This window comes from Paraburkholderia sp. A1RI-2L (genome assembly GCF_048957375.1).
In the GTDB taxonomy this organism is placed as follows: Bacteria; Pseudomonadota; Gammaproteobacteria; order Burkholderiales; family Burkholderiaceae; genus Paraburkholderia.
In genome coordinates this window covers 383,973-406,918 of sequence record NZ_JARBTA010000003.1, presented here as the reverse complement: position 1 = coordinate 406,918, position 22,946 = coordinate 383,973, and the positions used below count along the sequence as shown (strand labels likewise).

Here is a 22,946-nt window from a genome sequence, read left to right as displayed (position 1 = left end):
CGGCTGCGCCCCCGCGCGAACGAACGCTGGCCCAATCTTCAGGACATCTGCAATGCACATTACCCGTACCGTTTTTCGTGACGATCATGAAATGCTGCGCACCACTGCGCGTCGCTTTCTGGAAAAGGAATGCCTGCCGAAACAGGCTGAATGGGACAAGGCCGGCAAGGTCGACCGCGAAACGTGGCTGAAGGCCGGCCGCGAGGGCCTGCTGTGCCTGACGCTGCCCACCGAGTACGGCGGTGGCGGCGGCGACTACGGCCATGCCGCAGTCATGAACGAGGAAGTCAACCGGCTCAACCTCTCCGGGCTCGGCTTTGGCGTGCACTCGGACATCATCGCCCCGTACATCGCGCGCATCGGCAACGAGGAGCAGAAGCAGAAGTGGCTTCCCGGCTGTTGCAGCGGCGAAACCATTCTCGCGATCGCCATGACCGAGCCCGGCACTGGCAGTGACCTGAAAGCGGTCCGCACCACCGCGATCCGCGATGGCGACGAATACGTCATCAACGGCAGCAAGACCTTCATCAGCAACGGCCTGAACGCCGACCTGATCATCGTCGTTTGCAAGACCGATCCCAACGCCGGCGCGAAAGGTGTGAGCCTGATCGTGGTGGAAGGGAACCGCGCGGGCTTCCGCCGTGGACGCAAGCTCGAAAAGGTAGGCCAGCATGCGCAGGACACGGCCGAGCTCTTCTTCGATGACGTGCGCGTGCCAGTCTCGAACCGTCTCGGCGAAGAAGGTATGGGCTTCGCCTACCTGATGGGCGAGCTGCCGCAGGAGCGTCTGTCGATTGCGATCGGCGCGGCCGCGCGCCTCGAAGCGAGCCTCGGGCACACGATCCACTACGTGAAGGACCGTCGCGCGTTCAACCAGACCGTGTGGGACTTCCAGAACACCAAATTCAAGCTGGCCGACATCAAGGCCCAGGCCATCGCCGTGCGCCTCATGGTCGATCACTATCTGGCCGAGCACATGAGCCGCCGCCTCACCCTCGAAGAAGCAGCCGTGGCCAAGCTCTTTGCCACGGAAACGCTCGGCAAGGCGCTCGACGAGATGGTGCAGTTGCACGGCGGCTACGGCTACATGCTCGAATATCACGTGGCCCGCGCGTTCGCCGACGCCCGCGTCACGCGCATCTATGGCGGCACGAGCGAAGTGATGCGCGACCTCATCTCACGCAAGCTCTGATTCAAAATGTCTGCATAACTGATCAAGTAGGCAGCGCATGGGCCGGAATGTTTTCGTTGCCGGCGGGATGATTCCGTTCAGGAAGCCGGGCGCCAGCGAAACCAGCGACGCGATGGGCGCAGCCGCCGCGCAGCAGCTGCTGGCCTAGGCGGCCCTCAACATGCCCGGCATGATTGCGCACGGGCTCACGATGGCGTGGCCCTGCCGCGGAGGCACGACCGAGTCGAACGCCCTCCACGCACAGACGATTGCCGTGGCCGGCAACGTGCAGTAAAGTTTCGGCGCGCTTCCACGCCTTCTGGCGCGACGCGGTTCGCGACCCGTGGCGGTGAACCGGCCCGTGCAAGGATGCTCCCGCGTTCTTGCACGGGCCGTTCTCATGATGTCTGCCGGCTTGTCGCAGGACGCTCCAGATCGATGCTCGTACAACCATCATGACCATGCGATGAACGACGATGCCGCTTCGCCCACGGCGCCCGGCGCCCTCGTCTATCCGTTCGACGCTCCGCCCGCGCCGGGCGGCACGCGCGAAGTCGCGCCCGGCGTGCACTGGATCCGCATGCCGATGCCTTACGAACTCGATCACATCAATGTCTGGGCGATCGCGGAGGATGGCGGGTGGGCCGTGGTCGACACCGGCTTGCGCACCGACCCCGCCGCTGCCATCTGGAACGAGTGGCTCCAGCGCGGCGGCGAGCGACGCCGTGTGACGCGTGTGTTCGTCACGCACATGCATCCTGACCACGTGGGCATGGCCGGGTGGCTCACGCGCACGAACGACTGCCGCCTCTGGATGACGCGCGGCGAGTACTACAACTGCAGAGTGACGATGGCCGACACAGGCCTCGAAGCGCCCGACGACGCGATCCGCTTTTATCGGCAAGCGGGATGGAGCAATAGCGCGATCGATCTCTATCGGGCGCGCTTTGGCCGCTTCGGCCAGCATGTTCACGCGCTGCCGGCGAGCTTTCGGCGCCTTCGCGACGGTGAGGAAATCAGAATCGGCGTGCATGTCTGGCGCGTGATCACGGGCTCGGGGCACTCGCCCGAACATGCGTGTTTTTACTGCCCCGAACTCAAGCTCCTGATTTCGGGCGACCAGGTGTTGCCGCGCATTTCATCGAACGTTTCGGTATATCCCATCGAGCCGGACGCCGACCCGATGGCCGACTGGTTTGCGTCGATCGAAAAGTTCAAGGCGCACGTGCCTGACGATGTGCTGGTGCTGCCGGCGCATAACGACTGCTTTCGCGGCTTGCATGCGCGGCTCGATCGGCTGGAGCGTGGGCAGCAACGCAGTCTCGAACGGTTGCGGCGCAGCCTGACGGAGCCCAGGCGCGCGGTGGATGTCTTCCCGACGCTGTTCGCGCGGCCGATTGGCGAAGCGCAGATCGGCGAGATGGGGCTGGCAACGGGTGAGAGTTTTGCTTGCCTGAACTACTTGATGCACCGCGGGGAGGTGACGAGAGAGCTGCGCGACGATGGCGCGATGTGGTATGCGATGGCGGGGCGATAAAAATCCGGACTTCGGCGTTGCATGTGGAACATCGCCCCCGTCCGCTAACGGCACGTCGTACGCAATCAGGACCGGACGCGCGCCTGAAACTTTCGACGCCGGCATGACATCCGCGCCGTCAATCAGGCGGCTGGCTGCATTTCCAGAAAGCAGCCGGTGCCGATTCCGCGAAACGCGTCGCCGTCGCGCACGATGAAGAACGCGTCGAGGTTGTGCCGCCGGGCAAAATCGCTTCCAGCCTCTATGCCCAGGACCATCAACGCCGTCGCATAAGCGTCCGCATCCATGCAAGTAGGCGCGATGACGGTGACCGACGCGATCTCGCCGCACAGCGGCAAGCCGGCGCGCGGGTCCATCGTATGCGAGACACGCGTGCCACCGACGTTTCTCCAATGCCGATAGTCGCCTGACGTCGCCACGGCCGCATCGCCCAGCTCGATCACGCTGAATATATCGCGCCGCTCGTCATCGGGCGCCTCCACGGCGATTGCCCACGCAGACCCGTCGGCCTTCCGGCCGCGGGAGCGCATCTCGCCATCTATACCGACGAGCCAGGCGCCGATACGATGCCGATCGAGCACGCGTGCGAGCTCGTCCACGCCGAAACCCTTCGCGATGCCACACAGATCGAACGCGACGCTCGCACGCTTTCGGGCATGCCCGTGCTGCACATCGACCTCGAGCAGATCGCCGACGGGAAGCAGTGGCGCTGCGCCACGGGCATCTCCATGGTCGGCGTGAAGCGGCGACGCCGGACCAAAGCCCCATGCATGGACCAGTTCGCCTATGCCGATGTTGAATGCGTTATCCGTTTCACGACCGATTTCCAGCGCACGAACCAGCACTGCGGCGAGATTGGCCGAAACGGGCACCCAGCAGCCCGGCTCTGCCCGATTCAGCCGCGACAGATTCGAGTCCGTCTTCCAGTTCGACATCTGCTCGTCCACTGCGCTGACTGCCGCATCGAGTTCTGCCGCGAGCGTTTTCAGGTCCGTGTGCAAGGGCGCGTAGAACTGCACATCATAGCGAGTCCCCATCGTCGCTCCGCTGACGCGGCATCGGTTCAGCAGCGAGCCCGGCGACCATTCAATAGACATCTTCGACATAGCGTCCCTGCTCTCTCAGTTGTGAAACGGACAAATCGGAACCGTCCAGAATTCGTTCCCACGCGTGTGCGACGCCCTGGGCCATCGCGCGCCCGCCGCACACCATGATCTGCGCGCCCTGGGCGATGAGATCAAGGAGATGCTGCGCGTCGTCGATGAGGCGGTCCTGCACGTATGCCCGCCGTTCCGCGCGCGAGAAGGCTGTCTTCAACGCGTACAGCCGCCGGTCGCGAATGAGACCGGGGAATTCGTCACGATAGAGGAAGCCGTCGTCGTCGTCGCGTGCGCCGAAGTACAGGTACATCGGACGGCAACGGGCGTTGTGGCGGGCAAAGCCGATCAGGGGGCCAATGCCGGTACCGGCGCCGATAAGGATCACGGGCGTGCTGCCCTCGCCTGGCCGAAACTGCGGGTGCGGGCGGAAAAATGCTTCGATCGTCTGCCCCGGGCTCAGACCGGTCAGATAGTTCGAGCACACGCCGTGGGGATGGCGTCGCACGCAGATCTCAACGACGGCGTCCGACGATGCGCTCGCAAGCGAGTAGTAGCGCGGCGCCGCTTCGCCCGGCGGCACGATGCCAAGAAGATCGCCCGTTTCGAATGTCGGTAGCCTGGGCTTCCCGAGCATCGCCCGCGGCATCGAGGTGCATGCCGGGCGCACAAAGCGCAGCACCGATGTCGCCGTTTGCGGGTCCATGCCGTAATCCTCGCGAGCAATCAGTTCGAGCGGTATCGTGCGCGGCAGCGAAGGTGTGTAGTGGATATCGAGGTCGACAGCGAGCGCGTCACCGAGACGCGCACACCACGAGCGAAACTCGGACTCGGATTGCCGGTCCACCGTGCCCATCTCGAGCAGTTCATCGAGGCCCTTCGCAGCGAATGCGTCCTGAACCGTCCGCGCATATCCGCAGAATTGGGGAAACTGTCGATCGCCAAATCCAAGCACTGCAAACGAAATATCGTGTGTCCCGTAGAACGGCGAAAATTTTGACAGAAACTGCGCGGCACTCGCTGGCGCACCGCCATCGCCGTAGGTGGCCGTGAGCACGAGAAGGCGCTTTGCAGCGCGATAAGTATTCGACACGTCGTTCATCGCCGAAACGTGCACGCGCAATCCTGCTTGTGTCAATGCTCGATGCAAAGCCAGCGCAAAGCGCCATGTGCTGTTGCCTTCGCTTCCGACCAGCAGCACGGTGTCCGCCTCCCGAGCCGACACGGCTCCGGCAAACCGGGGCATCGCACGCCGCCGGCGCGCCCAGAGCATGACGCCGGTCACCGCAAGCAGGGGTACAGACAGCGACGACGCGCCGAGAATGAGCCCGAGCCACCACAATCCCTGCCCCGTATGCAGCATCCGCACCAGCCCGTGCAGGCGTTGCCACCCATCCGCAGCGTGCCAGACGAGCCATTTACCCGAAAATCGATCGACCTGGCCGGCCCCTCGCGCCGTCGCGACTGCGATGGCGTCATCCGGTTCGGCTGGCGCAGCAAGCGTCAGTTCGCGCAGCGTGGACACGTCGATGGCCTTGAGCGCTGCGAGCCGCCCGAGCGACGGCGGCTGCGGCTGTGTGCCTACGATATGCGCCGGCGCGACGAGCCCGGGACTCGTCGAGCCCCCCTCGGGGATCACACCAAACGTAGTCAACGACAGCACGAGCCCGGTCAGGGACGAAAGCGTCAATCCCGCAAGGGCGACTCGCGCCGTTTCGTTGTGCAGGCGCTGCAAAGCATCGCCGCGAATCCGTCCACCCAGATGTTTCCATCCGCCCATCCGGCGCGCCAGCAGGGCGAGGCCAGACAACCCGACGAACAGCATCGCGGCGGATGCTACGCCCGTGGCAATCCGGCCGGCGTCACCGAGCAATAGCTTGCGATGCAGGTTCGTGAGCCAGCGGACTGCGGGCGACGGCTGGTAGGGGCCGATGGCGCGGCCCGTCGACGGGTCGATGACCGACGCTTGCGGCTCGCCGTCGAGTTCGTGATAGGCGACGAATTCTCCCGACGGCCGCCGCACGAGCCTGGTGAGCCCCTTCACGTGCGAGCTTGTTCGCTCGGCGAGTGTCGCCACATCCATTGGCGCATGTGCCGTGCCGGCGACGTTGGCACGCTCGAGCGCGGGAATCACCGACAGTGCCGCGCCCGTCAACGTGATCACCGTGAACAGCAGCGCCGCGATCAGACCGGGAATCGAATGAAGTTTGCGCAGCACCTTCTCTCTCCATCAGAGCGAATAGCGGAACGTCTTCACGTAGCCACGCCCTTTCGTTGCCGTGCCCGCCCCCGATCTGGTCAGCGGCACGATGATTTCGGACGGGTTGGCATTCATATCCTCGACCGCCGTGTCAATGCGAATCTGATAGCCGGCATCGAGCAGTGCGTCGGACAGGTCGAGTGTCGCGCGCAGCGTCTTGCCCGAGCCGACGCTGGCGCCCGTGATCCCGTCGAGGCGCGCTGTCCCTCCCGTGGCGCGATGCCAATCGCCGAGATGCTTGTAGTATTTGGCTTCGCGGCCCGCCATCCAGAGCGTTCCCTGATAGCGGCCCGCCTGGTCGGTGACGTACATCACGACATACGCACCGTCGCCGCCGTAGTTGGTGAGTTGGGTTTCGAACGTGACCTGGCGCGCGAACGCCGGCAACGGTGCGGCCAGCGCGCCTGCGAGCGCAGCAATCGGCAATGTCTGTTTCATTGGTGACCTCCTGGTTATGGCGGCGGTTGACATGAGTAAACGTCTTTCCGCAGCCTGTCCTGGCTTAACGAATTTGCACGTCGGGTTTCGATCCGGGCGTCAACAATCCGCCGCTTGGCGCACCAGCCGACGGCGGCGCTGCAACGGCACTGGCTGCACTGTCGGGTGTCTCGCGGCGCTGACGATGTTTGTCGTCGTCATGCCCTTTGCCCTCGTCGTCGTGATCGCCTTCGCGCTTGATGCGAACCACGTCAAGCGTGACGGGGTCGAGCTTCGCCTTGAATCGTCGACCGTCGGCGTCGGAGCCTTTGATCTGGTAGCAGCCGTCGTCGACCTTCAGCTTGTCGATGTGCCAGCGTTTTTGCCCTGCCATTGCGTAGACGGCATCGACCGGCCTCCAGTCGGCAAGCAACTTGCTGCAACTTTCGCCTGCCGAAGCAGCGCCAATGCCGGCCGCGCTGCCAAGTACGAAAAATGCCAGGGCGCAGCGTTTCGCAAATCGGGAACGATTCATTGCATGACCTCTCTCGTTCGGGTAGTTGCGCTCTACGATGCCTGCTGAACCTGAAGTGAAGCTTGCAGACATGCAGAATTTCCGTCATGTTCGCTTCAGGTTGACGTGGCAAAATCGTCGAGGACGTTTACCAGGGCTATTCCATGAGAGTTCTGCTTGTCGAGGATGACCGGTGGCTCGGAGAAGCAGTACGCGACCAGATCGAAAAGGATGGTCACCCGACCGATTTCGTCGGCACGCTGGCCGACGCACGCCGCCATCTGGTGGCCGCGAACTACGACCTGGTCCTGCTCGATTTACTGCTTCCGGACGGCCGTGGGCTTGATTTTCTGCGCGAGCTGCGGGCGGCGGGCTCAACGGTGTCGGTCATCATCCTCACTGCGCTCGACCAGGTGGCGAATCGGATCGCCGGGCTTAACGCCGGCGCGGACGACTATCTCGTGAAGCCCTTCGATCTTGCCGAGCTGTCGGCTCGGGTGAATGCGGTCGCGCGCCGATACGCGGGCAATCCGAATCCGCTGGTGAAACTCGGCGACCTGCGCATCGATACGGCTACACGCAACGTGATGCGTGAAGGCGTGCGCATCGACCTGACCGCGAGCGAATGGGCAATACTGGAAGCACTGATCCAGCGTCGTGGCGTGATCGTGTCGAAATCGCAGCTCGAAGGAAGTCTGTATTCATTCAACGACGAAATCGGAAGCAACACGATCGAGGTACATATGAGCCGCTTGCGCAAGAAGCTCGGCGCCGAATTGATCGAGACCGTGCGCGGCCTCGGTTATCGCCTCAAGCAGGAATAGCGATGCTGAAAAGCCTTCAGGGCCGCCTCGCCTGCGCGCTCGTGGCGGGGCTCGTCGGGTTGTCGCTTGCCGCTGCGGGCGCTGCGTTTCACGTGCTGAGCAAGGAAATCGACCGCATGTCGGACAGCGCTCTGCAGGAAACCGCACAACGTCTGCTGCCGCTCGCGGTCGTGGATATTCTCGGGCGCGACTCCGATGGCGACGAGAACCACCGCACCGCTGCGGTGCGCCCGCACGTCGAACTGCTCACTTACGTCGTGCGCGACGGAACGGGCAAGACACTGCTGCGCTCGCACGACGCAGACGAAACGGTTTTCCCTCCGAACCTGAAGACCGGGTTCGTCTCGACCGCAACGCATCGCGTCTACGCGGAAACCGGGCTGCAGGGCACGATGTCGCTGCTGGTGGCCGAACCGCTCACGGCGCGACGGCACGCTCAAATCAAGGCCGCGCTGGCGGTCGGCAGAGCCGTTGCGGTATTCCTGCCGCTCGGCCTCATTGGCATCTGGCTGATCGTGCGCAGGGGGCTCACACCGATACGCCGGTTCTGCCGCAGCATCGCGGCACGCGGCCAGAACGACTTGTCACCGCTCGACAGGCGTGCGCTGCCCACCGAGATCGTCCCGGTTGCAAGCGCTGTCAACGATCTGATGGCACGCCTCGAGCGCGCACTGGCCGCCGAACGCAGCATCACTGCGAACAGCGCGCATGAGCTTCGTACGCCGATTGCTGCCGCCCTCGCGCAGACTCAACGTTTGATCGCCGAAGCGCCGTCGGCAGCGCTGCGTGAGCGCGCCCTCAATGTGGAAAGCGCGTTGCACGCCTTGTCGCGAATCAGCGAGAAGCTGATGCAGCTTGCAAGAGCCGAGGACGGGCGCGTGCTCGCGGACACGCCGCAGGACTTGCGGCCCATCGTCTCGCTCGTCGTCGACGACTTTCGACGCGGCGTGCGGGCGAACGCAATCGTGCTCGACCTGCCGGTGCATCCGCTGCGCTCACGAATCGATCCGGACGCGTTCGCCATCGTCGCGCGCAATCTGATCGAGAACGCGCTGAAGTACGGCGCGCAGGAAGAATCCATACGGGTGTCGCTGTCGTCCGATGGCACGTTCAGCGTGGCGAATCGTGGACCTGTAATTCAAGGCGACACGCTGGAACGGTTGACTACGCCCTTCGAGCGTGGCGCAGCGGTAGCGAAAGGCAGCGGGCTAGGGCTGGCGATCGTCGATGCCATTGTGAAAGCCGCAGGCGCGACGCTCACGCTGCGCTCGCCCGCACCGGAATGGCCAGACGGCTTTCAGGTGGAGATCAAAGGACTGACGCTCGGGCTAAGTTAGCGAGAGCGCTGCGCGACGATGGCGCGACGTGGCATGCAAAGGCAGGCGATAAAAGCACAAGGCCGGCGCGCCTGAAGAGCGCGCCGGCCAGTTTCACGAAGCCATTGCACGAAGCAGGCGGAACCTTATATCGCGGCGATCAACTCGGGCACCGCCGAGAAAAGATCTGCCTCGAGCCCATAATCAGCAACGCTAAATATCGGTGCTTCACCATCCTTGTTGATGGCGACGATCACCTTGGAATCCTTCATCCCCGCAAGGTGCTGGATCGCCCCCGAAATGCCGCATGCCACATAAAGCTCGGGCGCGACGATCTTGCCGGTCTGCCCGACCTGCCAGTCGTTCGGCGCAAAGCCCGCATCCACGGCCGCGCGCGATGCGCCAAGCGCCGCGCCCAGCTTGTCGGCAAGCGGAGTGAGCACTTCGTTGAACCGCTCGCTGCTGCCCATGGCGCGGCCGCCGCTCACGATGATGCGGGCATCGGCAAGCTCCGGACGGTCGCTCTTCGCAACCACGCGCCCGACAAAGCTCGCAAGGCCCGTATCCGCCACGGCAGCCACCTGCTCCACCGCTGCCGCGCCGCCTTGCGAGGCCGCGCTTTCGAATGCAGTCGCACGGACCGTCACGACCTTCACGGCATCGCTGCTTTTCACCGTAACAATCACGTTGCCCGCATAGATCGGCCGCTCGAAGGTATCGGCGCTCACGACGCGCGTGATGTCCGAGACCTGGGCGACGTCGAGCAGCGCGGCCACACGCGGAGCGACGTTCTTGCCCGTGCTCGTCGAAGCAAACAGGATGTGGCCGTAAGCCGGCGCTAGCGCCACCACCTGCGCCGCGAGATTCTCGGCGAGCGCCTCGGCCAGATGCGGCGCGTCAGCGTGCAGCACGCGCTCGACACCCGCGATGCGCGCAGCGGCCTGCACCGCGCCGCCGGCGTTGTGGCCGGCAACCAGCAGATGAACTTCGGCGCCGCATTGCAACGCGGCGGTCACAGCGTTGAGCGTTGCGTTCCTGATTGAAACGTGATCGTGTTCGGCCACGACCAGCACTTTGCCTTGCGCAGTCATTGCAGTTCCCTCAAATTACCTTGGCTTCGTTCTTCAGTTTTGCGATCAGCGTGGCCACGTCGGGCACCTTCACGCCCGCGCTGCGCCCGGCGGGCTCCGTGCTCTTGAGCGTCTTCAGGCGCGGCTCGACGTCCACGCCCAGTTGCTCGGGCGTTACCGTGTCCAGCGGCTTTTTCTTTGCCTTCATGATGTTCGGGAGCGTGGCATAGCGCGGCTCGTTCAGGCGCAAATCGGTCGTGACGATGGCCGGCAGCGCGAGCTTGACAGTTTCGAGGCCGCCGTCGATTTCCCGCGTGACCACGGCCTGGCCATCGGCGATCTCGACCTTGCTGGCGAACGTGGCCTGACCCGCACCCATCAGCGCGGCAAGCATCTGCCCGGTCTGGTTGCAATCGTCGTCGATTGCCTGCTTGCCGAGAATCACGAGCTGCGGCTGCTCCTTGTCGATCAATGCCTTGAGCAGCTTGGCCACGGCCAGCGGCTGCAACTCGGCATCCGATTCGATCAGCACGCCGCGGTCGGCGCCGAGCGCCATGGCGGTTCTCAGCACTTCCTGGCAAGCGCTCGCGCCGCACGAAACGACAACGACCTCGGTCGCCACGCCCTTCTCTTTCAGGCGCACAGCTTCCTCAACGGCGATCTCGTCGAACGGATTGATGCTCATTTTGACGTTCGCGAGATCGACGCCCGTGCCATCCGATTTGACCCGGACCTTGACGTTGAAATCAACGACCCGTTTGACTGCTACCAACACCTTCATGTTTGTCTCCAAAAATTCATTTCCAATCCTTACTATCTAGCGAAGCGCAGGCGCTCAGGCGTTGCAGCCCAAGCCCTTCTCGCCCAGGCGCGCCACCGCATCGTCGTTGAAGCCCCAGGCGCGCAGCGCTTCGCGGCCGCCCTCGCCGCGCGCGGGCGCGGGTGCGGAAAGCTTCGACGGCGTGGCGGAAAAGCGCGGTGCGGGTGCGGGCTGGACCACGCCAGCCGACTCCACGAAGCTTCCGCGTGCACGGTGATGCGGGTGATGCGGCGCTTCCGAAAAGTCGAGAACCGGCGCGACGCACGCATCGCTGCCTTCGAAAACGGCGCTCCATTCGTCGCGCGTGCGGGTCAGGAACACGGCTGCGAAGCGCTCGCGCAGGATCGGCCAGCCACGGCGGTCATGCTGCTTCGGCAGGTCTTCGCCGGCGAGCCCGAGCTTGTCGAGCAACTGCGCGTAGAAGCGCGCCTCCACGGCGCCAACCGACATGTAGCGGTCGTCGAGCGTGCGGTAGCTGTCGTACCAGGGCGTTCCGCCGTCGAGCAGATTGCTGCCGCGCTCCTCGCGCCAATAGCCGGAGCCGAGCAGGCCCCAGATCACGGAGCCCAGTTGCGCGGCGCCCTCGATCATGGCGGCGTCCACGACCTGGCCTTCGCCGCCGCGCTGCACGTTCAGCAATGCGGCCACCACACCGAGCGCCAGCAGCATACCGCCACCGCCATAGTCGCCCACCAGATTCAGCGGCGGCACCGGCGCGCTGTCCGCGCCGCGGCCGATGCCCGAGAGCACGCCCGAGAGCGCGATGTAGTTCAGATCGTGGCCCGCGCGCGCGGCGAGCGGCCCGGTCTGCCCCCAGCCCGTCATGCGGCCGTAGACGAGCCGCGGATTGCGCGCGAGTCCCTGCTGCGGCCCGAGGCCGAGGCGCTCCATCGTGCCCGGCCGGAAGCCTTCGATCACCACGTCGGCGCGCGACATCAGGTCGAGCGCGGCTTCGCAGGCCTGCGAGTCCTTGAGATCGAGCGTGACGGAGCGCCGGCCACGGCCCACGACGTTGATGAGCTTGCCCTCGCGTTTCGGGCCGAGATCGTCCGGCGCGACGGGCCGGTCGATGCGCATGACGTCGGCGCCCATGTCGGCCAGCATCATCACCGCGAATGGGGCGGGGCCAATCGCCTCGAATTCGAGTACGCGAATTCCGCTCAGCACACCCATTGTTTGTCTCCGTTATGTTTGGACTTGTCTGGCGATTGCCGCCGTCACGAGCAACCGCTACACCCACTCAAGTAAGCCAGTTGGAGGCATGCGCGTGCCCCCCCTTATTGGGTGGCGCAAAGGGCGGGCTGCGGGTAGCCGCCGCCCATCGCCGGACGCGTAAACGGCGGAGGAAACACGCACCACGAGCCGTCGTGGTGCCGGAAGAACACGATGGCGTAGCCGCCGGACGGCCTCGCGGTCTCGACGCGCACGCAGCGCCACGGCGTCGAGCGGCATGGCTGAACGCGGGTCAGCACGACCTCGGCTGCGGGTTCCGGCGCCAGCCACTTCTCGATTGCCGCGCGCAACGACCTTCCATGCGCCCCTTTGTGACTCGCCATCGCTTATCTCCCGCCCTGCTCCGTTCATGAGGCTGCATGCAGCGAATCGCCGATGCACACTTGCCAGACCTCAGCATAGCGACCGCGCGGCCCCTCCACCCCCCTGCAAATGGGGGGGCTGTAGCACGCAGCGGTCTCCTTGGGGGAACAGACGGCTTTGCTAACCAGATCATCGGGAAGGGAAAGCCACAGCGCTGCACACCAATATCGTGCGAGCTAAAAGCAAGTGCGAGTCGCTGATTGCCGCGTGCCTCAGGGCCGTGATGATCCTGCTATTTCTCGGCCGCTGGCGCGCTACGCTCATGAATTCGCTTTAGCTCGTCGATGCGAAGACGATAGCTTCTTAGCAGACAAGCTTTATCGCTACACACATTGCGGGAATTTCGAAGCCATGCTCGTTGTTCCGCCCGCAATTGCGCCTTGTTAGATGATGCTTTTAGTTTTTGATTATAGGTTTCTGCCAATATGCTATCGAGGCGGGTAAGCTCCGCATCCCCGCAAATAAGCCGCGCTTGAACGGATATCAGCGTGTTGCAATCAAGACTTCGCGCTAGGGCCGTCTTCGCCGCGGATTGCGTTTCCGGCAGTCCCGGCCTGCAGAGCCCCTGCAGCGACTTGCAGGCGACATCGCGTCCGACCCATGCCATGTCTTGCGCGCCGTATTGCTTGACGAAACGATTGATGGCGGCCTGGCTGACGCCCCTTTGCATGGCGTTTGCCGCGATTATTTCGTTGCAAAGCGAGTCGGTGGCGTAGTTTCTCTTATCGCGCCGGTAGCAACTGTGGAAACCGAGCCGCCCCGTACCCACTACGCTTCGGCGCTCTCCTGAAGCGAACAGGATGGAAGCGCAAGCAGATGCGCACCTGGCATTATCTGGAACCAGGGTATAGACGCGGACTTTATCCATCGCATCGACGATTCGGAAAGCAGCCTCGACGTTTCCGCCGGGACTATTTAAAACAAGAATGACGAGCCCTTCGTCGTCACGGTCGGCCAATTTTGCGGCCGCCAGAAACCTCTGTGCATCGCCGTCCTGAATCTTCCCCTCGCCGATCACCATTTTCAGCTTGAGCTGTGGCTGGGTGGCAATCTTGAAGTCCATCCCTGGCGCGGCACCTGGAAACATCAGCATGACGAAACAAAACCAGCACGATAACCGCAGGATCCAGCGTTGTGCCGCCGCATCTCCCGCTGTTGGGTGCCCGGTGTTCGTCGATGGGGAATGCATGCGTCGTGCGAAATTCAACCGCGCTTCGTTCGGGGCCGCTTCGCCGGAGCAGACGCCGGTGCTTCGAACCGCTCCATCTTGACGCAGCGCCCAGCCGCCCATTCGGTCTGCAGCGCCTTGCGCACGTCCAGCAGCGCAGTGCGCTGTTCGTCGAGCCGCGTGCGCAGCGCATCGATCTCCTGCAGACGCTGCTCGATGCGCCCGAGCAGCGCCTCCTTCGAGAAGCCCTGCATTTCCTCGACTGCCGCGCGCATGTCCTCCAGCGAGAAGCCCAGCCGCTGCGCCAATTGAATCTGCCTGAGCCGCTCCTCGGCCGCTTCGTCGTAAATGCGGTAGCCGTTCGCGCCACGGTGCGCCGGCGGCAGCAGGCCGCTCTGCTCGTAGAAGCGGATGGCCGAAGCCGCCAAGCCCGTGCGCGTCGCCAATTCGCCGATCTTCATGTTGCTTGACCTTCAAGTGAACTTGAAACTTAGTATATGCCAGTCACCCGCGCTGAAAAGGTCAATCGATGGCTACTTCACTGTTCGCTCCGCTCGCGCTGCCCAACGGCGGCACCCTGCCCAATCGCATCGCCAAGGCGGCGATGGAAGAAAATCTCGCCGACGCCGGCCAGCTTCCGGGCGCGGCGCTATGGCGTCTCTACGAGGCCTGGGGCGCGGGCGGCGCGGGCTTGCTGATCACCGGCAACGTGATGATCGACGGCCGCGCGCTGACCGGTCCGGGCGGCGTCGTGCTGGAGCGGGGCACGCCGCTGGAGCCATTCAGGCGCTGGGCGGCCGGCGCGCGCAAGCACGGCGCGCGGATCTGGATGCAGATCAATCATCCCGGGCGGCAGGTCATCGCGGCGATGGGGCGCGATGCGTGGGCGCCTTCGGCCGTGCCGGTCGATCTCGGGAAGCACAGCAAACTGTTCGCGCAGCCGCGCGCGATGACCGAAGCGGACATTCACGAGGTGATCGAACGCTTCGCGAATACCGCGCAAGCCGCACAGCAAGCTGGCTTCGACGGCGTGCAGATCCACGCCGCGCACGGCTATCTGCTGTCGCAGTTTCTCTCTCCGCTCACCAACCGGCGCGACGACGCCTGGGGCGGCGCGCTCGAAAACCGCGCAAGGCTGCTGCTGGAGGTCGTGCGGGCGGTGCGCGCGCGCGTTGGCGCGTCGTTCGCCGTGGCGATCAAGCTCAATTCCGCCGACTTCCAGCGCGGCGGATTTTCCGAAGCGGACGCGCGGCAGATCGTGCTATGGCTCAACCTCGAGGCCGTCGATCTGGTCGAGCTCTCGGGCGGCAGCTACGAAAGCCCCGCAATGCAGGGGCGCACCGCGGACGGCCGCACGCTCGCGCGCGAGGCGTATTTCCTGAGCTTTGCCCAGGAGATTGCAGCGGTCGCACGCATGCCGGTCATGACCACAGGCGGCATTCGCCGGAAAGCGGTGGCCGAGGCCGTGCTTGCGGAAGGCGTGGCCGTGGTCGGCATGGCGAGCGCGCTCGCTTGCGTGCCGGATCTGCCCAGGCGCTGGCGCGACGGGCAAGCCGTCGATGCGCCGCTGGCCGTGGTCGACTGGCGGGACAAGGCCGTGGCCGGGCTCGCGACCATGGCGCTCGCCAAGCGCCGGCTGCGCGTCATCGCAGCAGGCAGACGGCCGGGGCGCAGCTATTCGCCGCTCTACAGCCTCGTGACCGATCAGCTTCGCACGCGCAAGCTGACCGCGCGATATCTGCAGTGGCGGCAGGCCCGCGCTTGACTCCGCTTGAATCCACTGAACCGCGCTCGACGACGTTCGACGACGCAAGGCTCAGGCGTGCCCGCGAAAGCTCGCGCACAACCGGAATGCGTCCTCCGAAACGGGAATCCCTTTGGCCTTGCAATAGCGCGTGACGAGCTTCAACAACTCCTTGATGTCGCGGCCGCTCGCGTTCGGATACGTCTGCGTGAGCGTCTCGATCACGTCATCGCCGAGCGCCGCGCCGAACTGTTCCGCAAGCACTTTCCAGAGGCAGACCGCGTCGGCTTTCGGCGGTGTTTCGTAGTGAATCGTCGCGATGCAGCGCGAGAGAATCGCATCGTCGACATCGTCGATGCGATTGGTGGTCATGAACAGCAGCCCGTTGAAATACTCGAGCGTGCGCAGGAACTCCGCGACGATCGCGTTGTGTTCGAGATCATTGTCGCGCCTGCGGATATAGACGTCGGCTTCGTCGAGCAGAAGAACGGCGTCCCAGCGCATCGCACGCCGCAAAATGGTCGAGAGTGCCGCGCCCACCGAAGCCGCCGTGGTTCCGAGCTGCCCCGAATGCACGCGATAGAGCGGCTTGCCAACCACTTCCGCATAAACCTCGGCAGTCAGCGTCTTGCCGAGGCCCGGCGCACCCTGGCAGAGTATCGTCGTGCCGCCCGACTTGCCCGGCACGACGTCCTGCACGAACATGTTCATGTTCGACGTGAGAATGTCGATCAGATCGTGATGGTGGGCCGGCAACACCAGCTTGTCGCGCAACTCGGGCTGGTAGCGATACGCCTCCATGTGCTGCACGTGCACCCAGATATCACGATGCCATTCCAGGTGGAACAGGTGAACATAGCCGTGCAGCGGAATTTTTTCGAAACCTGCGGCAATGCCGGCGCCGCGCCAGAATTCGGGATCGCAAATCATTTCGAAGCGGCGCTCGAGCCGCTCCTCGTCGTTCACGCACTTGGCGACGACGCCGTCGACGATGCGCGTCAGCTCCACCGCGCCTTTCTCGTTCACCGTGAACGCAGCCTTCGTCACGACGAACTGCGCGCCAAAGCGGCGCTGAAACTCAAGAAAGCGCTGCGCGTGCTGCTCGTATTCGGTTTTGAACTCCGCGCATTCCTTGTAGAAGCCAAACTCGGCCAGCAGCTCCGGAATCGTGCGATTGACGATATCGTGGCGATTGATCACGAGTGAGGTGGTCATGCCCGAGCGGCGTTTGTGATAGTCGGTCAGCTCCGAATTGGCCGACAGCATCGTATTGGCCAGCATGTCGACCACCACATAAGGCGCACCCTGCTCCGGCTCCACGTAGCGAATCCGGTGCACGAGCCACGGCAGCAGCGTGCCGTCCTTGTTGCGCTGGTAAAGCCAGCCATCGATGGCGTCGCGCGACAGGTACGCGACGAGGCCCGGCACCAGCTGGTCCAATGCGGGAATGACGCGCGCCTGCGGCGCGTTGTAGATATTGTCGAGCGCCAGCATCTGAAACATCAGCATGCGTTCGTTCTGCGTCTTGCTCAACGCGTAGAGCGTATTGAGCGAACGCGCGTCGAACAGCTTGCTCGACACGATCATGTTGCCGTGGCACACGCCATGCTCCTTGAGCCGCATGGCGAGCAGCGATTCGGTCTCGATCATCCCGAGCAATGGATGAATCAGCGATTCCGGTATTTCAAAATCCATGGGCAAGACCCCCGTTCATTGCCGCCGCCATTGCGGCAGCGGACTCGCGCGTCATTTCAGGAAGAATTCGATTGCCATGCTGACGATGGGCGGATGAACCACGTGCAAGCCATTGAATTCGATGTACTGAACATCGTATCCGGCTGCGCGCAATCTTGCGGCATTGGCGCGGCCGCTCGTTTCGATCGGCAGCTGCTCGTCGACAAGACCGTGAGCGATGAACACCTTCGGCGCGCCTTCCTGCATGAAAATCGACATGAAGCCGCCGGAAAACGCGATCACGTGGCTCACGATATCGCCATTCGTCACGCCGATCGAAAGCGCGTAACTCGCGCCATCCGAAAATCCCGCGAACGCAAGGCGGCCCGGATCGATGCGGTAGCGCGACGAAACCTGCGTGAGCGCCTCGCACAGCCGCTCAAGATCGGGGCCGTTGCCGCCAATCACGATGTCCCACGTCGGGTAAGTCGAATGCGGCGCGAGGACCAGAAACTTGTGCTGGCACGCATGCTCTTCGATAAAAGGCAACACCTTCTCCGGAAAGCCGCCCGCGCCATGAAACATCACGAAGAGCGCAACGGGCGCATCGTCATCGATGCCCGGCGGCACGAACAATACGGCATCGCGCTCATCGGCGAGCCCGAGATGATGGCGGCCCGGCGGCAATCGGCCTTGGGTCGGCTCGGCTTGAGCAAAGGACAGGCGACCGAACAGCGAGGGATCGAACATGACGGACCTGAAGGTGAATGCGGATCGCCGCCGAGATCGCCCCGGCTGTTGTTGGATGTTGCGGCTATTGTGATATATCATATATCACAACGCGATACAAAAGGAAGGAATTCCAGTCCCGCAATCAGCCCTTCTGAAAAACGATCACGGCATACCGGCACAAGTGCGCGCTTTCGTTCTTGAATACACAATCGCCGGGCGGTCCCAGATCGAGGCAATCCCCCGCGCCCAGGTCATGGCGCTCGCCCGCTTCGATAAAGACCAGATTGCCGGCCAGCACCCAGATCAATTGCCGCGTGTGCAAATAGGCGGAAGCCGGCATCGGAATCTCCGCACCGGGCGGCAAATCGATTTCCACGAGATTGAGCGGTGCCGCCGACTTCGGCGACAGGTGACGCCGTACATACCCGCTTTGCGGATCGATCCACATCGGCTGATCCGCCGCGCGCAAGAGGCGCCCCTCTTCCAGTTCCGCGAGCGCCAGCAGCGCCGACATGCTCATGCCGAACGCCCCTGCCAGCTTCGCGAGCAGCGACGCCGTCGGGCTGCTCTCGCCGCGCTCGATCTTGTGGATCATGGCGCGCGAGACGCCGGATCGGGCCGCGAGGTCGGTGAGCGACCAGCCGCGCCCCTCGCGCTCGCCTCGAATGCGCGTGCCGATGCGTTGATCTATGTTGTCTAATATCGTGTACACTTGTTCCATTATAGTAGATTCAACGAAGAGGCGGCCATGAACATTCGCGACGCGGGACCCGAGGACATCGACGGTATCACGGCGATCTATAACGACGCCGTGCGGAACACGACCGCGATCTGGAACGACACCGTGGTCGATGCAGCCAACCGCACGGCATGGCTCGCCGACCGGCGCGAGGCCGGCTACCCGGTGCTGGTCGCTGTCGACGCTCAGCAGGCGGTGCTCGGCTATGCCTCGTTCGGCGACTGGCGCGCCTTCGACGGCTATCGGCATACGGTCGAGCACTCGGTCTACGTGCGCAACGACCAGCGCGGGCGCGGCATCGGCGTGGCGCTCATGGAAGCGTTGATCGGCCGGGCGCGCGCGATCGGCAAGCACGTGATGGTGGCCGGCATCGAGGCGAACAATGCGGGCTCTATCGCGTTGCACGAGAAGCTCGGGTTCGAGCACGTGGGGCATATGAAGGAGGTGGGCATGAAGTTCGGCGCGTGGCTCGATCTGGCATTCATGCAACTCAGGCTCGACACGCGGCCGACGCCAGGGGATTGATGCGCCCCGCCCGCCAAAATTTTTTCGCCCCGATGTCACACACGGGCCAGGCTCGCTCGTCATGTCAATGGAACCCAACGAAAGGAGATGGAACCATGACTGCCAAGCTCGACCCGTTCGCCGCCGCCCCCGCTCAAATGAAGTCCTGGATGGGCGCCTCGCTGGCCATTGCCGGCAGCCTCGACCGCAGCCTCGTCGCGCTCGTGGAGATCCGCACCTCGCAAATCAACGCCTGCGCCAATTGCATTAACATGCACACGGCCCATGCGCGCGAGGCAGGCGAGACCGAGCAACGCATCTACCTGCTCTCGGCCTGGCGCGAAGCGCCCTGCTACAGCGAGCGCGAACGCGCGGTGCTTGCGTGGACCGAGGCGCTCACGCGCATTTCCGAAGGCCATGATGCAATCGAGCGCGCCCGCGCCGCGCTCAACGACCACTTCACTCAGGAAGAACAGGTGAAACTCACGCTGGTGATCAACGTGATCAACGGCTGGAACCGGCTCGCAGTCGGCTTCGGCCTGTGGGTCGATCCGGCGGCGGCGAAAGCCATGGCAACGAAGGCCGCCGCATGACGGACACCGGCCTGAGCGACCCTGAAAACCCGGGGGACGCCGGCGACTCCGCAGCGAGCTTCGACCCGCTGCAGCGCAAACTGATCCGCGTGGCGTACCGCATGCTCGGCTCCGTGGCCGACGCCGAGGACATCGTGCAGGACGCGTTCATCCGCTGGATGCAGGTCGATCGCACGGAGGTGCGCGTGCCCGAGGCCTTCCTGCGCCGCATGGTGATGCGCATGTGCCTCGATCAGCTCAAGTCCGCGCGGCATCAGCGCGAAACCTATGTGGGCCCGTGGCTGCCCGAGCCGGTCGTCGAAGAGGACGATCAGGACGACGTCACGCTGCCGCTGATGCTCGCGCTGGAGAGGCTCTCGCCGCTCGAGCGCGCGGCGTTCCTGCTGCACGACGTGTTCGGCCTCGACTTCGACGAAGTCGCCGCCACCATCCAGCGCGAGCCGGCCGCGTGCCGCCAGCTCGCGGCGCGGGCGCGCACCCATGTGCGCGAGTCGCGCCCGCGTTTTCACGTGGAGAAGGCGCGCGGCCTGGAATTGGCGGAGGCATTTTTCGCCGCGTCGCGCAGCGGCGACATGAGCGCGCTCGGCGCCATGCTGGCCACCGACGTGAGCCTGCATGCGGATGGCGGCGGCAAGCGCTCCGCAGCGCCCAAGCCGCTGTTCGGCTTCGAGTCGGTGATGAAAGTGCACGCGCATCTGGCGGAGCTGTTCCGCAAGAACGGCTCGACACTCGTGCGCGCGGGTTTCATCAACGGGCTGCCCGGCTTCGTCACGCTAGAAGCCGATGGGGAGTTGCAGACGACCGCGCTGGAAATCGAGAACGGCAAGATCGCCGCCATTTACGTCATGCGCAATCCGGACAAGCTGCGGCACCTGCACTGACCATTGGCGACATCGGCCTCAAGCAGACGGCTCCTGCCAGTAGCCCTCGCGCGCGTAGAGCCCCGCGAAGAAGTCCAGAAACGCGCGCACCTTCGGCGAGACGGTTTTCCGGGGCGGATAAACGCCCCACACACCCGGCGTCGCGGTGGAGGTGCGCGCCTCCCAGCCGGGCAGCAGGCGCACGAGCTTGCCCTCGCGCAGCGCTCCGCCCGCAGCCCACTCGGGCAGCAGCGCGACGCCCATGCCGGCCAGCGCGAGCGAGAGCACGGCTTCGGTGTCGTCGACGCGCAAGCGTCCGCCGAGCTTCACCGTGACCTCGCCCGAACTGCTGCGGCCCGAGGGACTCACGATGACCCACTTGTCCTCGGCGGTCAGCGGAAAGCGGATGGCCTCGTGCGAGGCGAGTTCCGCGGGCGTGGCGGGATGCCCGCGCCGCGACAGGTATTCGGGGCTCGCGCAGACGATGCGCCGGTGCGTGGCGAGTTGCTTTGCCATCAGCTGCGAGTCGGGAAGCACGCCGATGCGCACGGCCACGTCGATGCCGGCCTCGATGATGTTCACGATCTCGTCGGTCAGGATCGCGTCGACGCTGATCTTGGGGTAACGCGCCATGAATTCGGGCAAATGGCGGATCACGTGCCTGCGCCCGAACGACGTGGGCATGGTGACGCGCAGCACACCCTGCGGCGCGCTATTGAGCGACGAAGCGGCCTCGCGCGCCTCGTCGAGGCTTTGCATCACGCGCAGCGCGCGCTCGCGAAAGACGCGCCCGCCCTCGGTCAGCGTGAGGCCGCGCGTCGACCGATTGAACAGCGAGACGCCAAGATCGGCTTCGAGTTCGGAGATATAGCGCGAGACCGTGGACGTTTTAACCTCGATCCGCTCGGCCGCTTTGCTGAAGCTGCCCAGCTCCGCGGACTGAAGAAATGCCCGAATCGCCAAAAAATAATCGATTACCACCTTGCCGCGCCTCCGCCCTGTTCCTGGCTGTTCCCGCCGTGTTCTTTTGACCCGGAGATTGGCCCCGCGCCGTTGATGCGCATTCTACCCGCCGAACGCCCGCGCCAATTGCGGCACCATTGATGTCGGGATTCATGGCCCGCATGGACGGCCCCCCTTGCACCGCTGGCGCACGGCTTTCAGTAATTTCCAAAAAATTACTGAAATCTCCGCCCATCCATAATTTCAGTAAAATGTGAAAAATTACTGAAAACGGCTCCGGACATGCTCGGCTCACCGCTTTACCAACGTCACGACCAGGCTTTTTGCGCGCAGCTTGCGAACGTCGAGCAGGCGGCCGCCACACAGGACACCGTGCTCATCGGCGCGCCGGGGACGATACTCGAGCACAAGCGCGGGGGCCTCGTCTACTACGCCCGCCAGTTCATGAACCCCGAGGGCAAGAAGCAGGAAGAAAGCCTTGGCGGCCCGCAAGGCGACGCCGAGGTGGAAGCGCGCGTGGCGGCGATGCGCGAGCGCATCGTGCAAAGCAAGGATCTCGTGAACCGCATTCGCGAACTCGCGAAGCTCGGCTTCCAGATCGCCGATAACAAGACTTGCGCCACGATGGGCGTGCTCTACAACCACGGCCTGTTCCAGGCCGGCGCGGTGCTCATCGGCTCGCATGCCTATGCGGTGCTGCTCAATAGCCTCGGCATCAAGTCGCTCGCCTACGAAACCGAAGACGTCGATATTGCCCGCGCACGGCAACTGGCGTTGCAGCACGTGCCCACGGGCGGCCTGCTCGCGATCCTGAAAGAGACCGGCATCGCCTTCGTGGAGGTGCCGCCTATGACGCGCGGCGCGCCATCGACCTCGTTCAAGCAGGCCGGCGCGACGCGTTTTCATGTCGATCTGCTCGTGCCTTCGGAAGACGACTCGTTCCCGACCGTCGCGGTGCCCGAACTGGATGCGCACGCAACTGGATTGCCTTACCTCGCCTATCTGCTCGGCAAGTCGCAGATGGGCACGCTCATTTCGCGGCACGGCGCGGTTCCGGTGCGCGTGCCGGACCCGGCGCGTTTTGCAATTCACAAGCTGCTGGTGTCGCGCTTGCGCACGAGCATGCTCGTCAAATCGCAGAAAGACGTGCATCAGGCTTGCGTGCTCCTCGCCATGCTCGGCGAGCACCGCAGCGGCGATATCGAAGATGCATGCGCCGACCTGCCCGATTCGGCCCGCGCGCCTGTGCGCCGGGCACTGCCTGAAGTGCGGCGTCTGCTCGAGGCGCACGAGGGAGCGCTGGAGGAGTTTGAAGCGGCTATGGGTGGATAAGCGGGGGAAAGCGAT

Annotated in this window: 23 protein-coding genes; 9 read left to right on the top strand and 14 right to left on the bottom strand. The window is 64.2% G+C overall.

Annotation, left to right across the window (positions count from 1 at the left end; genetic code table 11):
• Window positions 1-52: 52 nt before the first annotated feature.
• Window positions 53-1,192, top strand: coding sequence for an acyl-CoA dehydrogenase family protein (locus PWP93_RS24995; RefSeq protein WP_421046454.1), 1,140 nt, complete (start codon window positions 53-55; stop codon window positions 1,190-1,192).
• A gap of 445 nt (window positions 1,193-1,637) precedes the next feature.
• The gene (locus PWP93_RS24990; RefSeq protein WP_421046453.1) at window positions 1,638-2,708 is read left to right on the top strand and encodes an MBL fold metallo-hydrolase; all 1,071 of its coding nucleotides are present in this window, start codon (window positions 1,638-1,640) and stop codon (window positions 2,706-2,708) included.
• Window positions 2,709-2,830: 122 nt separating this feature from the next.
• On the opposite strand, the gene PWP93_RS24985 is transcribed toward PWP93_RS24990, so the two are convergent.
• The 4 genes from PWP93_RS24985 to PWP93_RS24970 form a co-directional block, all read right to left on the bottom strand.
• Window positions 2,831-3,814: an FAD:protein FMN transferase gene (locus PWP93_RS24985; protein ID WP_421046452.1), complete on the bottom strand. Its 984-nt coding sequence runs from the start codon at window positions 3,812-3,814 to the stop codon at window positions 2,831-2,833.
• Window positions 3,795-6,023 carry a PepSY domain-containing protein gene (locus PWP93_RS24980; RefSeq protein ID WP_421046451.1) on the bottom strand — a complete coding sequence of 743 codons (2,229 nt, stop codon included), beginning with the start codon at window positions 6,021-6,023 and terminating at the stop codon, window positions 3,795-3,797. The genes PWP93_RS24985 and PWP93_RS24980 overlap by 20 nt, the downstream gene beginning before the upstream one ends.
• Before the next feature lie 12 nt (window positions 6,024-6,035).
• A complete protein-coding gene (locus PWP93_RS24975; protein WP_421046450.1) occupies window positions 6,036-6,503 on the bottom strand; it encodes a DUF2271 domain-containing protein in 468 nt (155 codons plus the stop codon).
• A gap of 64 nt (window positions 6,504-6,567) precedes the next feature.
• Window positions 6,568-7,017, bottom strand: coding sequence for a PepSY domain-containing protein (locus PWP93_RS24970; protein ID WP_421046989.1), 450 nt, complete (start codon window positions 7,015-7,017; stop codon window positions 6,568-6,570).
• Window positions 7,018-7,160: 143 nt separating this feature from the next.
• On the opposite strand from PWP93_RS24970, the gene PWP93_RS24965 reads away from it, so the two are divergent.
• Window positions 7,161-7,820 carry a response regulator gene (locus PWP93_RS24965; protein ID WP_421027693.1) on the top strand — a complete coding sequence of 220 codons (660 nt, stop codon included), beginning with the start codon at window positions 7,161-7,163 and terminating at the stop codon, window positions 7,818-7,820.
• Between the two features lie 2 nt (window positions 7,821-7,822).
• The gene (locus tag PWP93_RS24960; RefSeq protein WP_421046449.1) at window positions 7,823-9,157 is read left to right on the top strand and encodes a sensor histidine kinase; all 1,335 of its coding nucleotides are present in this window, start codon (window positions 7,823-7,825) and stop codon (window positions 9,155-9,157) included.
• Window positions 9,158-9,282: 125 nt separating this feature from the next.
• Here PWP93_RS24960 and PWP93_RS24955 read toward each other — a convergent pair whose 3' ends face one another.
• From PWP93_RS24955 to PWP93_RS24930, 6 genes are all read right to left on the bottom strand, one after another.
• On the bottom strand, window positions 9,283-10,227 hold the full coding sequence (locus PWP93_RS24955; RefSeq protein WP_421046448.1) for an electron transfer flavoprotein subunit alpha/FixB family protein: 945 nt from the start codon (window positions 10,225-10,227) through the stop codon (window positions 9,283-9,285).
• Window positions 10,228-10,237: 10 nt separating this feature from the next.
• Window positions 10,238-10,987 carry an electron transfer flavoprotein subunit beta/FixA family protein gene (locus tag PWP93_RS24950; protein WP_421046447.1) on the bottom strand — a complete coding sequence of 250 codons (750 nt, stop codon included), beginning with the start codon at window positions 10,985-10,987 and terminating at the stop codon, window positions 10,238-10,240.
• Window positions 10,988-11,041: 54 nt separating this feature from the next.
• Window positions 11,042-12,199: a CaiB/BaiF CoA transferase family protein gene (locus PWP93_RS24945; protein WP_421046446.1), complete on the bottom strand. Its 1,158-nt coding sequence runs from the start codon at window positions 12,197-12,199 to the stop codon at window positions 11,042-11,044.
• Window positions 12,200-12,303: 104 nt separating this feature from the next.
• On the bottom strand, window positions 12,304-12,582 hold the full coding sequence (locus PWP93_RS24940) for a hypothetical protein (RefSeq protein WP_421027688.1): 279 nt from the start codon (window positions 12,580-12,582) through the stop codon (window positions 12,304-12,306).
• A 272-nt stretch (window positions 12,583-12,854) separates the two neighbouring features.
• Window positions 12,855-13,685: an ATP-dependent Clp protease proteolytic subunit gene (locus PWP93_RS24935; protein ID WP_421046445.1), complete on the bottom strand. Its 831-nt coding sequence runs from the start codon at window positions 13,683-13,685 to the stop codon at window positions 12,855-12,857.
• Between the two features lie 140 nt (window positions 13,686-13,825).
• Window positions 13,826-14,251, bottom strand: coding sequence for a MerR family transcriptional regulator (locus PWP93_RS24930; RefSeq protein WP_421046444.1), 426 nt, complete (start codon window positions 14,249-14,251; stop codon window positions 13,826-13,828).
• A gap of 68 nt (window positions 14,252-14,319) precedes the next feature.
• Between PWP93_RS24930 and PWP93_RS24925 the strand changes: the two genes are divergently transcribed.
• Entirely contained in the window at window positions 14,320-15,555 is a 1,236-nt protein-coding gene (locus PWP93_RS24925) for an NADH:flavin oxidoreductase/NADH oxidase family protein (protein WP_421046443.1), read from the top strand.
• 51 nt (window positions 15,556-15,606) lie between these two features.
• Here the strand turns inward: PWP93_RS24925 and PWP93_RS24920 are convergent, their stop codons facing one another.
• The 3 genes from PWP93_RS24920 to PWP93_RS24910 form a co-directional block, all read right to left on the bottom strand.
• Window positions 15,607-17,229 (bottom strand): AAA family ATPase, encoded by a 1,623-nt coding sequence (locus PWP93_RS24920; protein ID WP_421046442.1) that lies wholly within the window; start codon window positions 17,227-17,229, stop codon window positions 15,607-15,609.
• A gap of 51 nt (window positions 17,230-17,280) precedes the next feature.
• Window positions 17,281-17,958, bottom strand: a complete 678-nt coding sequence (locus PWP93_RS24915; protein ID WP_421046441.1) for an alpha/beta hydrolase — start codon at window positions 17,956-17,958, stop codon at window positions 17,281-17,283.
• A gap of 124 nt (window positions 17,959-18,082) precedes the next feature.
• Window positions 18,083-18,652, bottom strand: coding sequence for a helix-turn-helix domain-containing protein (locus tag PWP93_RS24910; RefSeq protein WP_421027682.1), 570 nt, complete (start codon window positions 18,650-18,652; stop codon window positions 18,083-18,085).
• 36 nt (window positions 18,653-18,688) lie between these two features.
• On the opposite strand from PWP93_RS24910, the gene PWP93_RS24905 reads away from it, so the two are divergent.
• The 3 genes from PWP93_RS24905 (at window position 18,689) to PWP93_RS24895 (ending at window position 20,657) form a co-directional block, all read left to right on the top strand.
• Window positions 18,689-19,204 (top strand): GNAT family N-acetyltransferase, encoded by a 516-nt coding sequence (locus PWP93_RS24905; protein ID WP_421046440.1) that lies wholly within the window; start codon window positions 18,689-18,691, stop codon window positions 19,202-19,204.
• A gap of 95 nt (window positions 19,205-19,299) precedes the next feature.
• Window positions 19,300-19,776: a carboxymuconolactone decarboxylase family protein gene (locus PWP93_RS24900; protein ID WP_421046439.1), complete on the top strand. Its 477-nt coding sequence runs from the start codon at window positions 19,300-19,302 to the stop codon at window positions 19,774-19,776.
• On the top strand, window positions 19,773-20,657 hold the full coding sequence (locus PWP93_RS24895) for a sigma-70 family RNA polymerase sigma factor (protein WP_421046438.1): 885 nt from the start codon (window positions 19,773-19,775) through the stop codon (window positions 20,655-20,657). The genes PWP93_RS24900 and PWP93_RS24895 overlap by 4 nt, the downstream gene beginning before the upstream one ends.
• Window positions 20,658-20,675: 18 nt before the next feature.
• Here the strand turns inward: PWP93_RS24895 and PWP93_RS24890 are convergent, their stop codons facing one another.
• Window positions 20,676-21,611, bottom strand: a complete 936-nt coding sequence (locus PWP93_RS24890) for a LysR family transcriptional regulator (protein WP_035525651.1) — start codon at window positions 21,609-21,611, stop codon at window positions 20,676-20,678.
• A 270-nt stretch (window positions 21,612-21,881) separates the two neighbouring features.
• Here PWP93_RS24890 and PWP93_RS24885 point away from each other — a divergent pair, with 270 nt between their 5' ends.
• Window positions 21,882-22,931 (top strand): GSU2403 family nucleotidyltransferase fold protein, encoded by a 1,050-nt coding sequence (locus PWP93_RS24885; protein WP_421046437.1) that lies wholly within the window; start codon window positions 21,882-21,884, stop codon window positions 22,929-22,931.
• Window positions 22,932-22,946 lie beyond the last annotated feature (15 nt).

Coding starts and splice junctions, on each gene's coding strand:
- PWP93_RS24955 (WP_421046448.1), bottom strand. CDS start 10,227: ATGACTGCGCAAGGCAAAGTGCTGGTCGTGGCCGAACACGATCACGTT.
- PWP93_RS24950 (WP_421046447.1), bottom strand. CDS start 10,987: ATGAAGGTGTTGGTAGCAGTCAAACGGGTCGTTGATTTCAACGTCAAG.
- PWP93_RS24915 (WP_421046441.1), bottom strand. CDS start 17,958: ATGTTCGATCCCTCGCTGTTCGGTCGCCTGTCCTTTGCTCAAGCCGAG.
- PWP93_RS24940 (WP_421027688.1), bottom strand. CDS start 12,582: ATGGCGAGTCACAAAGGGGCGCATGGAAGGTCGTTGCGCGCGGCAATC.
- PWP93_RS24985 (WP_421046452.1), bottom strand. CDS start 3,814: ATGTCGAAGATGTCTATTGAATGGTCGCCGGGCTCGCTGCTGAACCGA.
- PWP93_RS24930 (WP_421046444.1), bottom strand. CDS start 14,251: ATGAAGATCGGCGAATTGGCGACGCGCACGGGCTTGGCGGCTTCGGCC.
- PWP93_RS24975 (WP_421046450.1), bottom strand. CDS start 6,503: ATGAAACAGACATTGCCGATTGCTGCGCTCGCAGGCGCGCTGGCCGCA.
- PWP93_RS24900 (WP_421046439.1), top strand. CDS start 19,300: ATGACTGCCAAGCTCGACCCGTTCGCCGCCGCCCCCGCTCAAATGAAG.
- PWP93_RS24945 (WP_421046446.1), bottom strand. CDS start 12,199: ATGGGTGTGCTGAGCGGAATTCGCGTACTCGAATTCGAGGCGATTGGC.
- PWP93_RS24970 (WP_421046989.1), bottom strand. CDS start 7,017: ATGAATCGTTCCCGATTTGCGAAACGCTGCGCCCTGGCATTTTTCGTA.
- PWP93_RS24960 (WP_421046449.1), top strand. CDS start 7,823: ATGCTGAAAAGCCTTCAGGGCCGCCTCGCCTGCGCGCTCGTGGCGGGG.
- PWP93_RS24995 (WP_421046454.1), top strand. CDS start 53: ATGCACATTACCCGTACCGTTTTTCGTGACGATCATGAAATGCTGCGC.
- PWP93_RS24965 (WP_421027693.1), top strand. CDS start 7,161: ATGAGAGTTCTGCTTGTCGAGGATGACCGGTGGCTCGGAGAAGCAGTA.
- PWP93_RS24905 (WP_421046440.1), top strand. CDS start 18,689: ATGAACATTCGCGACGCGGGACCCGAGGACATCGACGGTATCACGGCG.
- PWP93_RS24990 (WP_421046453.1), top strand. CDS start 1,638: ATGAACGACGATGCCGCTTCGCCCACGGCGCCCGGCGCCCTCGTCTAT.
- PWP93_RS24920 (WP_421046442.1), bottom strand. CDS start 17,229: ATGGATTTTGAAATACCGGAATCGCTGATTCATCCATTGCTCGGGATG.
- PWP93_RS24925 (WP_421046443.1), top strand. CDS start 14,320: ATGGCTACTTCACTGTTCGCTCCGCTCGCGCTGCCCAACGGCGGCACC.
- PWP93_RS24935 (WP_421046445.1), bottom strand. CDS start 13,685: ATGGACTTCAAGATTGCCACCCAGCCACAGCTCAAGCTGAAAATGGTG.
- PWP93_RS24895 (WP_421046438.1), top strand. CDS start 19,773: ATGACGGACACCGGCCTGAGCGACCCTGAAAACCCGGGGGACGCCGGC.
- PWP93_RS24885 (WP_421046437.1), top strand. CDS start 21,882: ATGCTCGGCTCACCGCTTTACCAACGTCACGACCAGGCTTTTTGCGCG.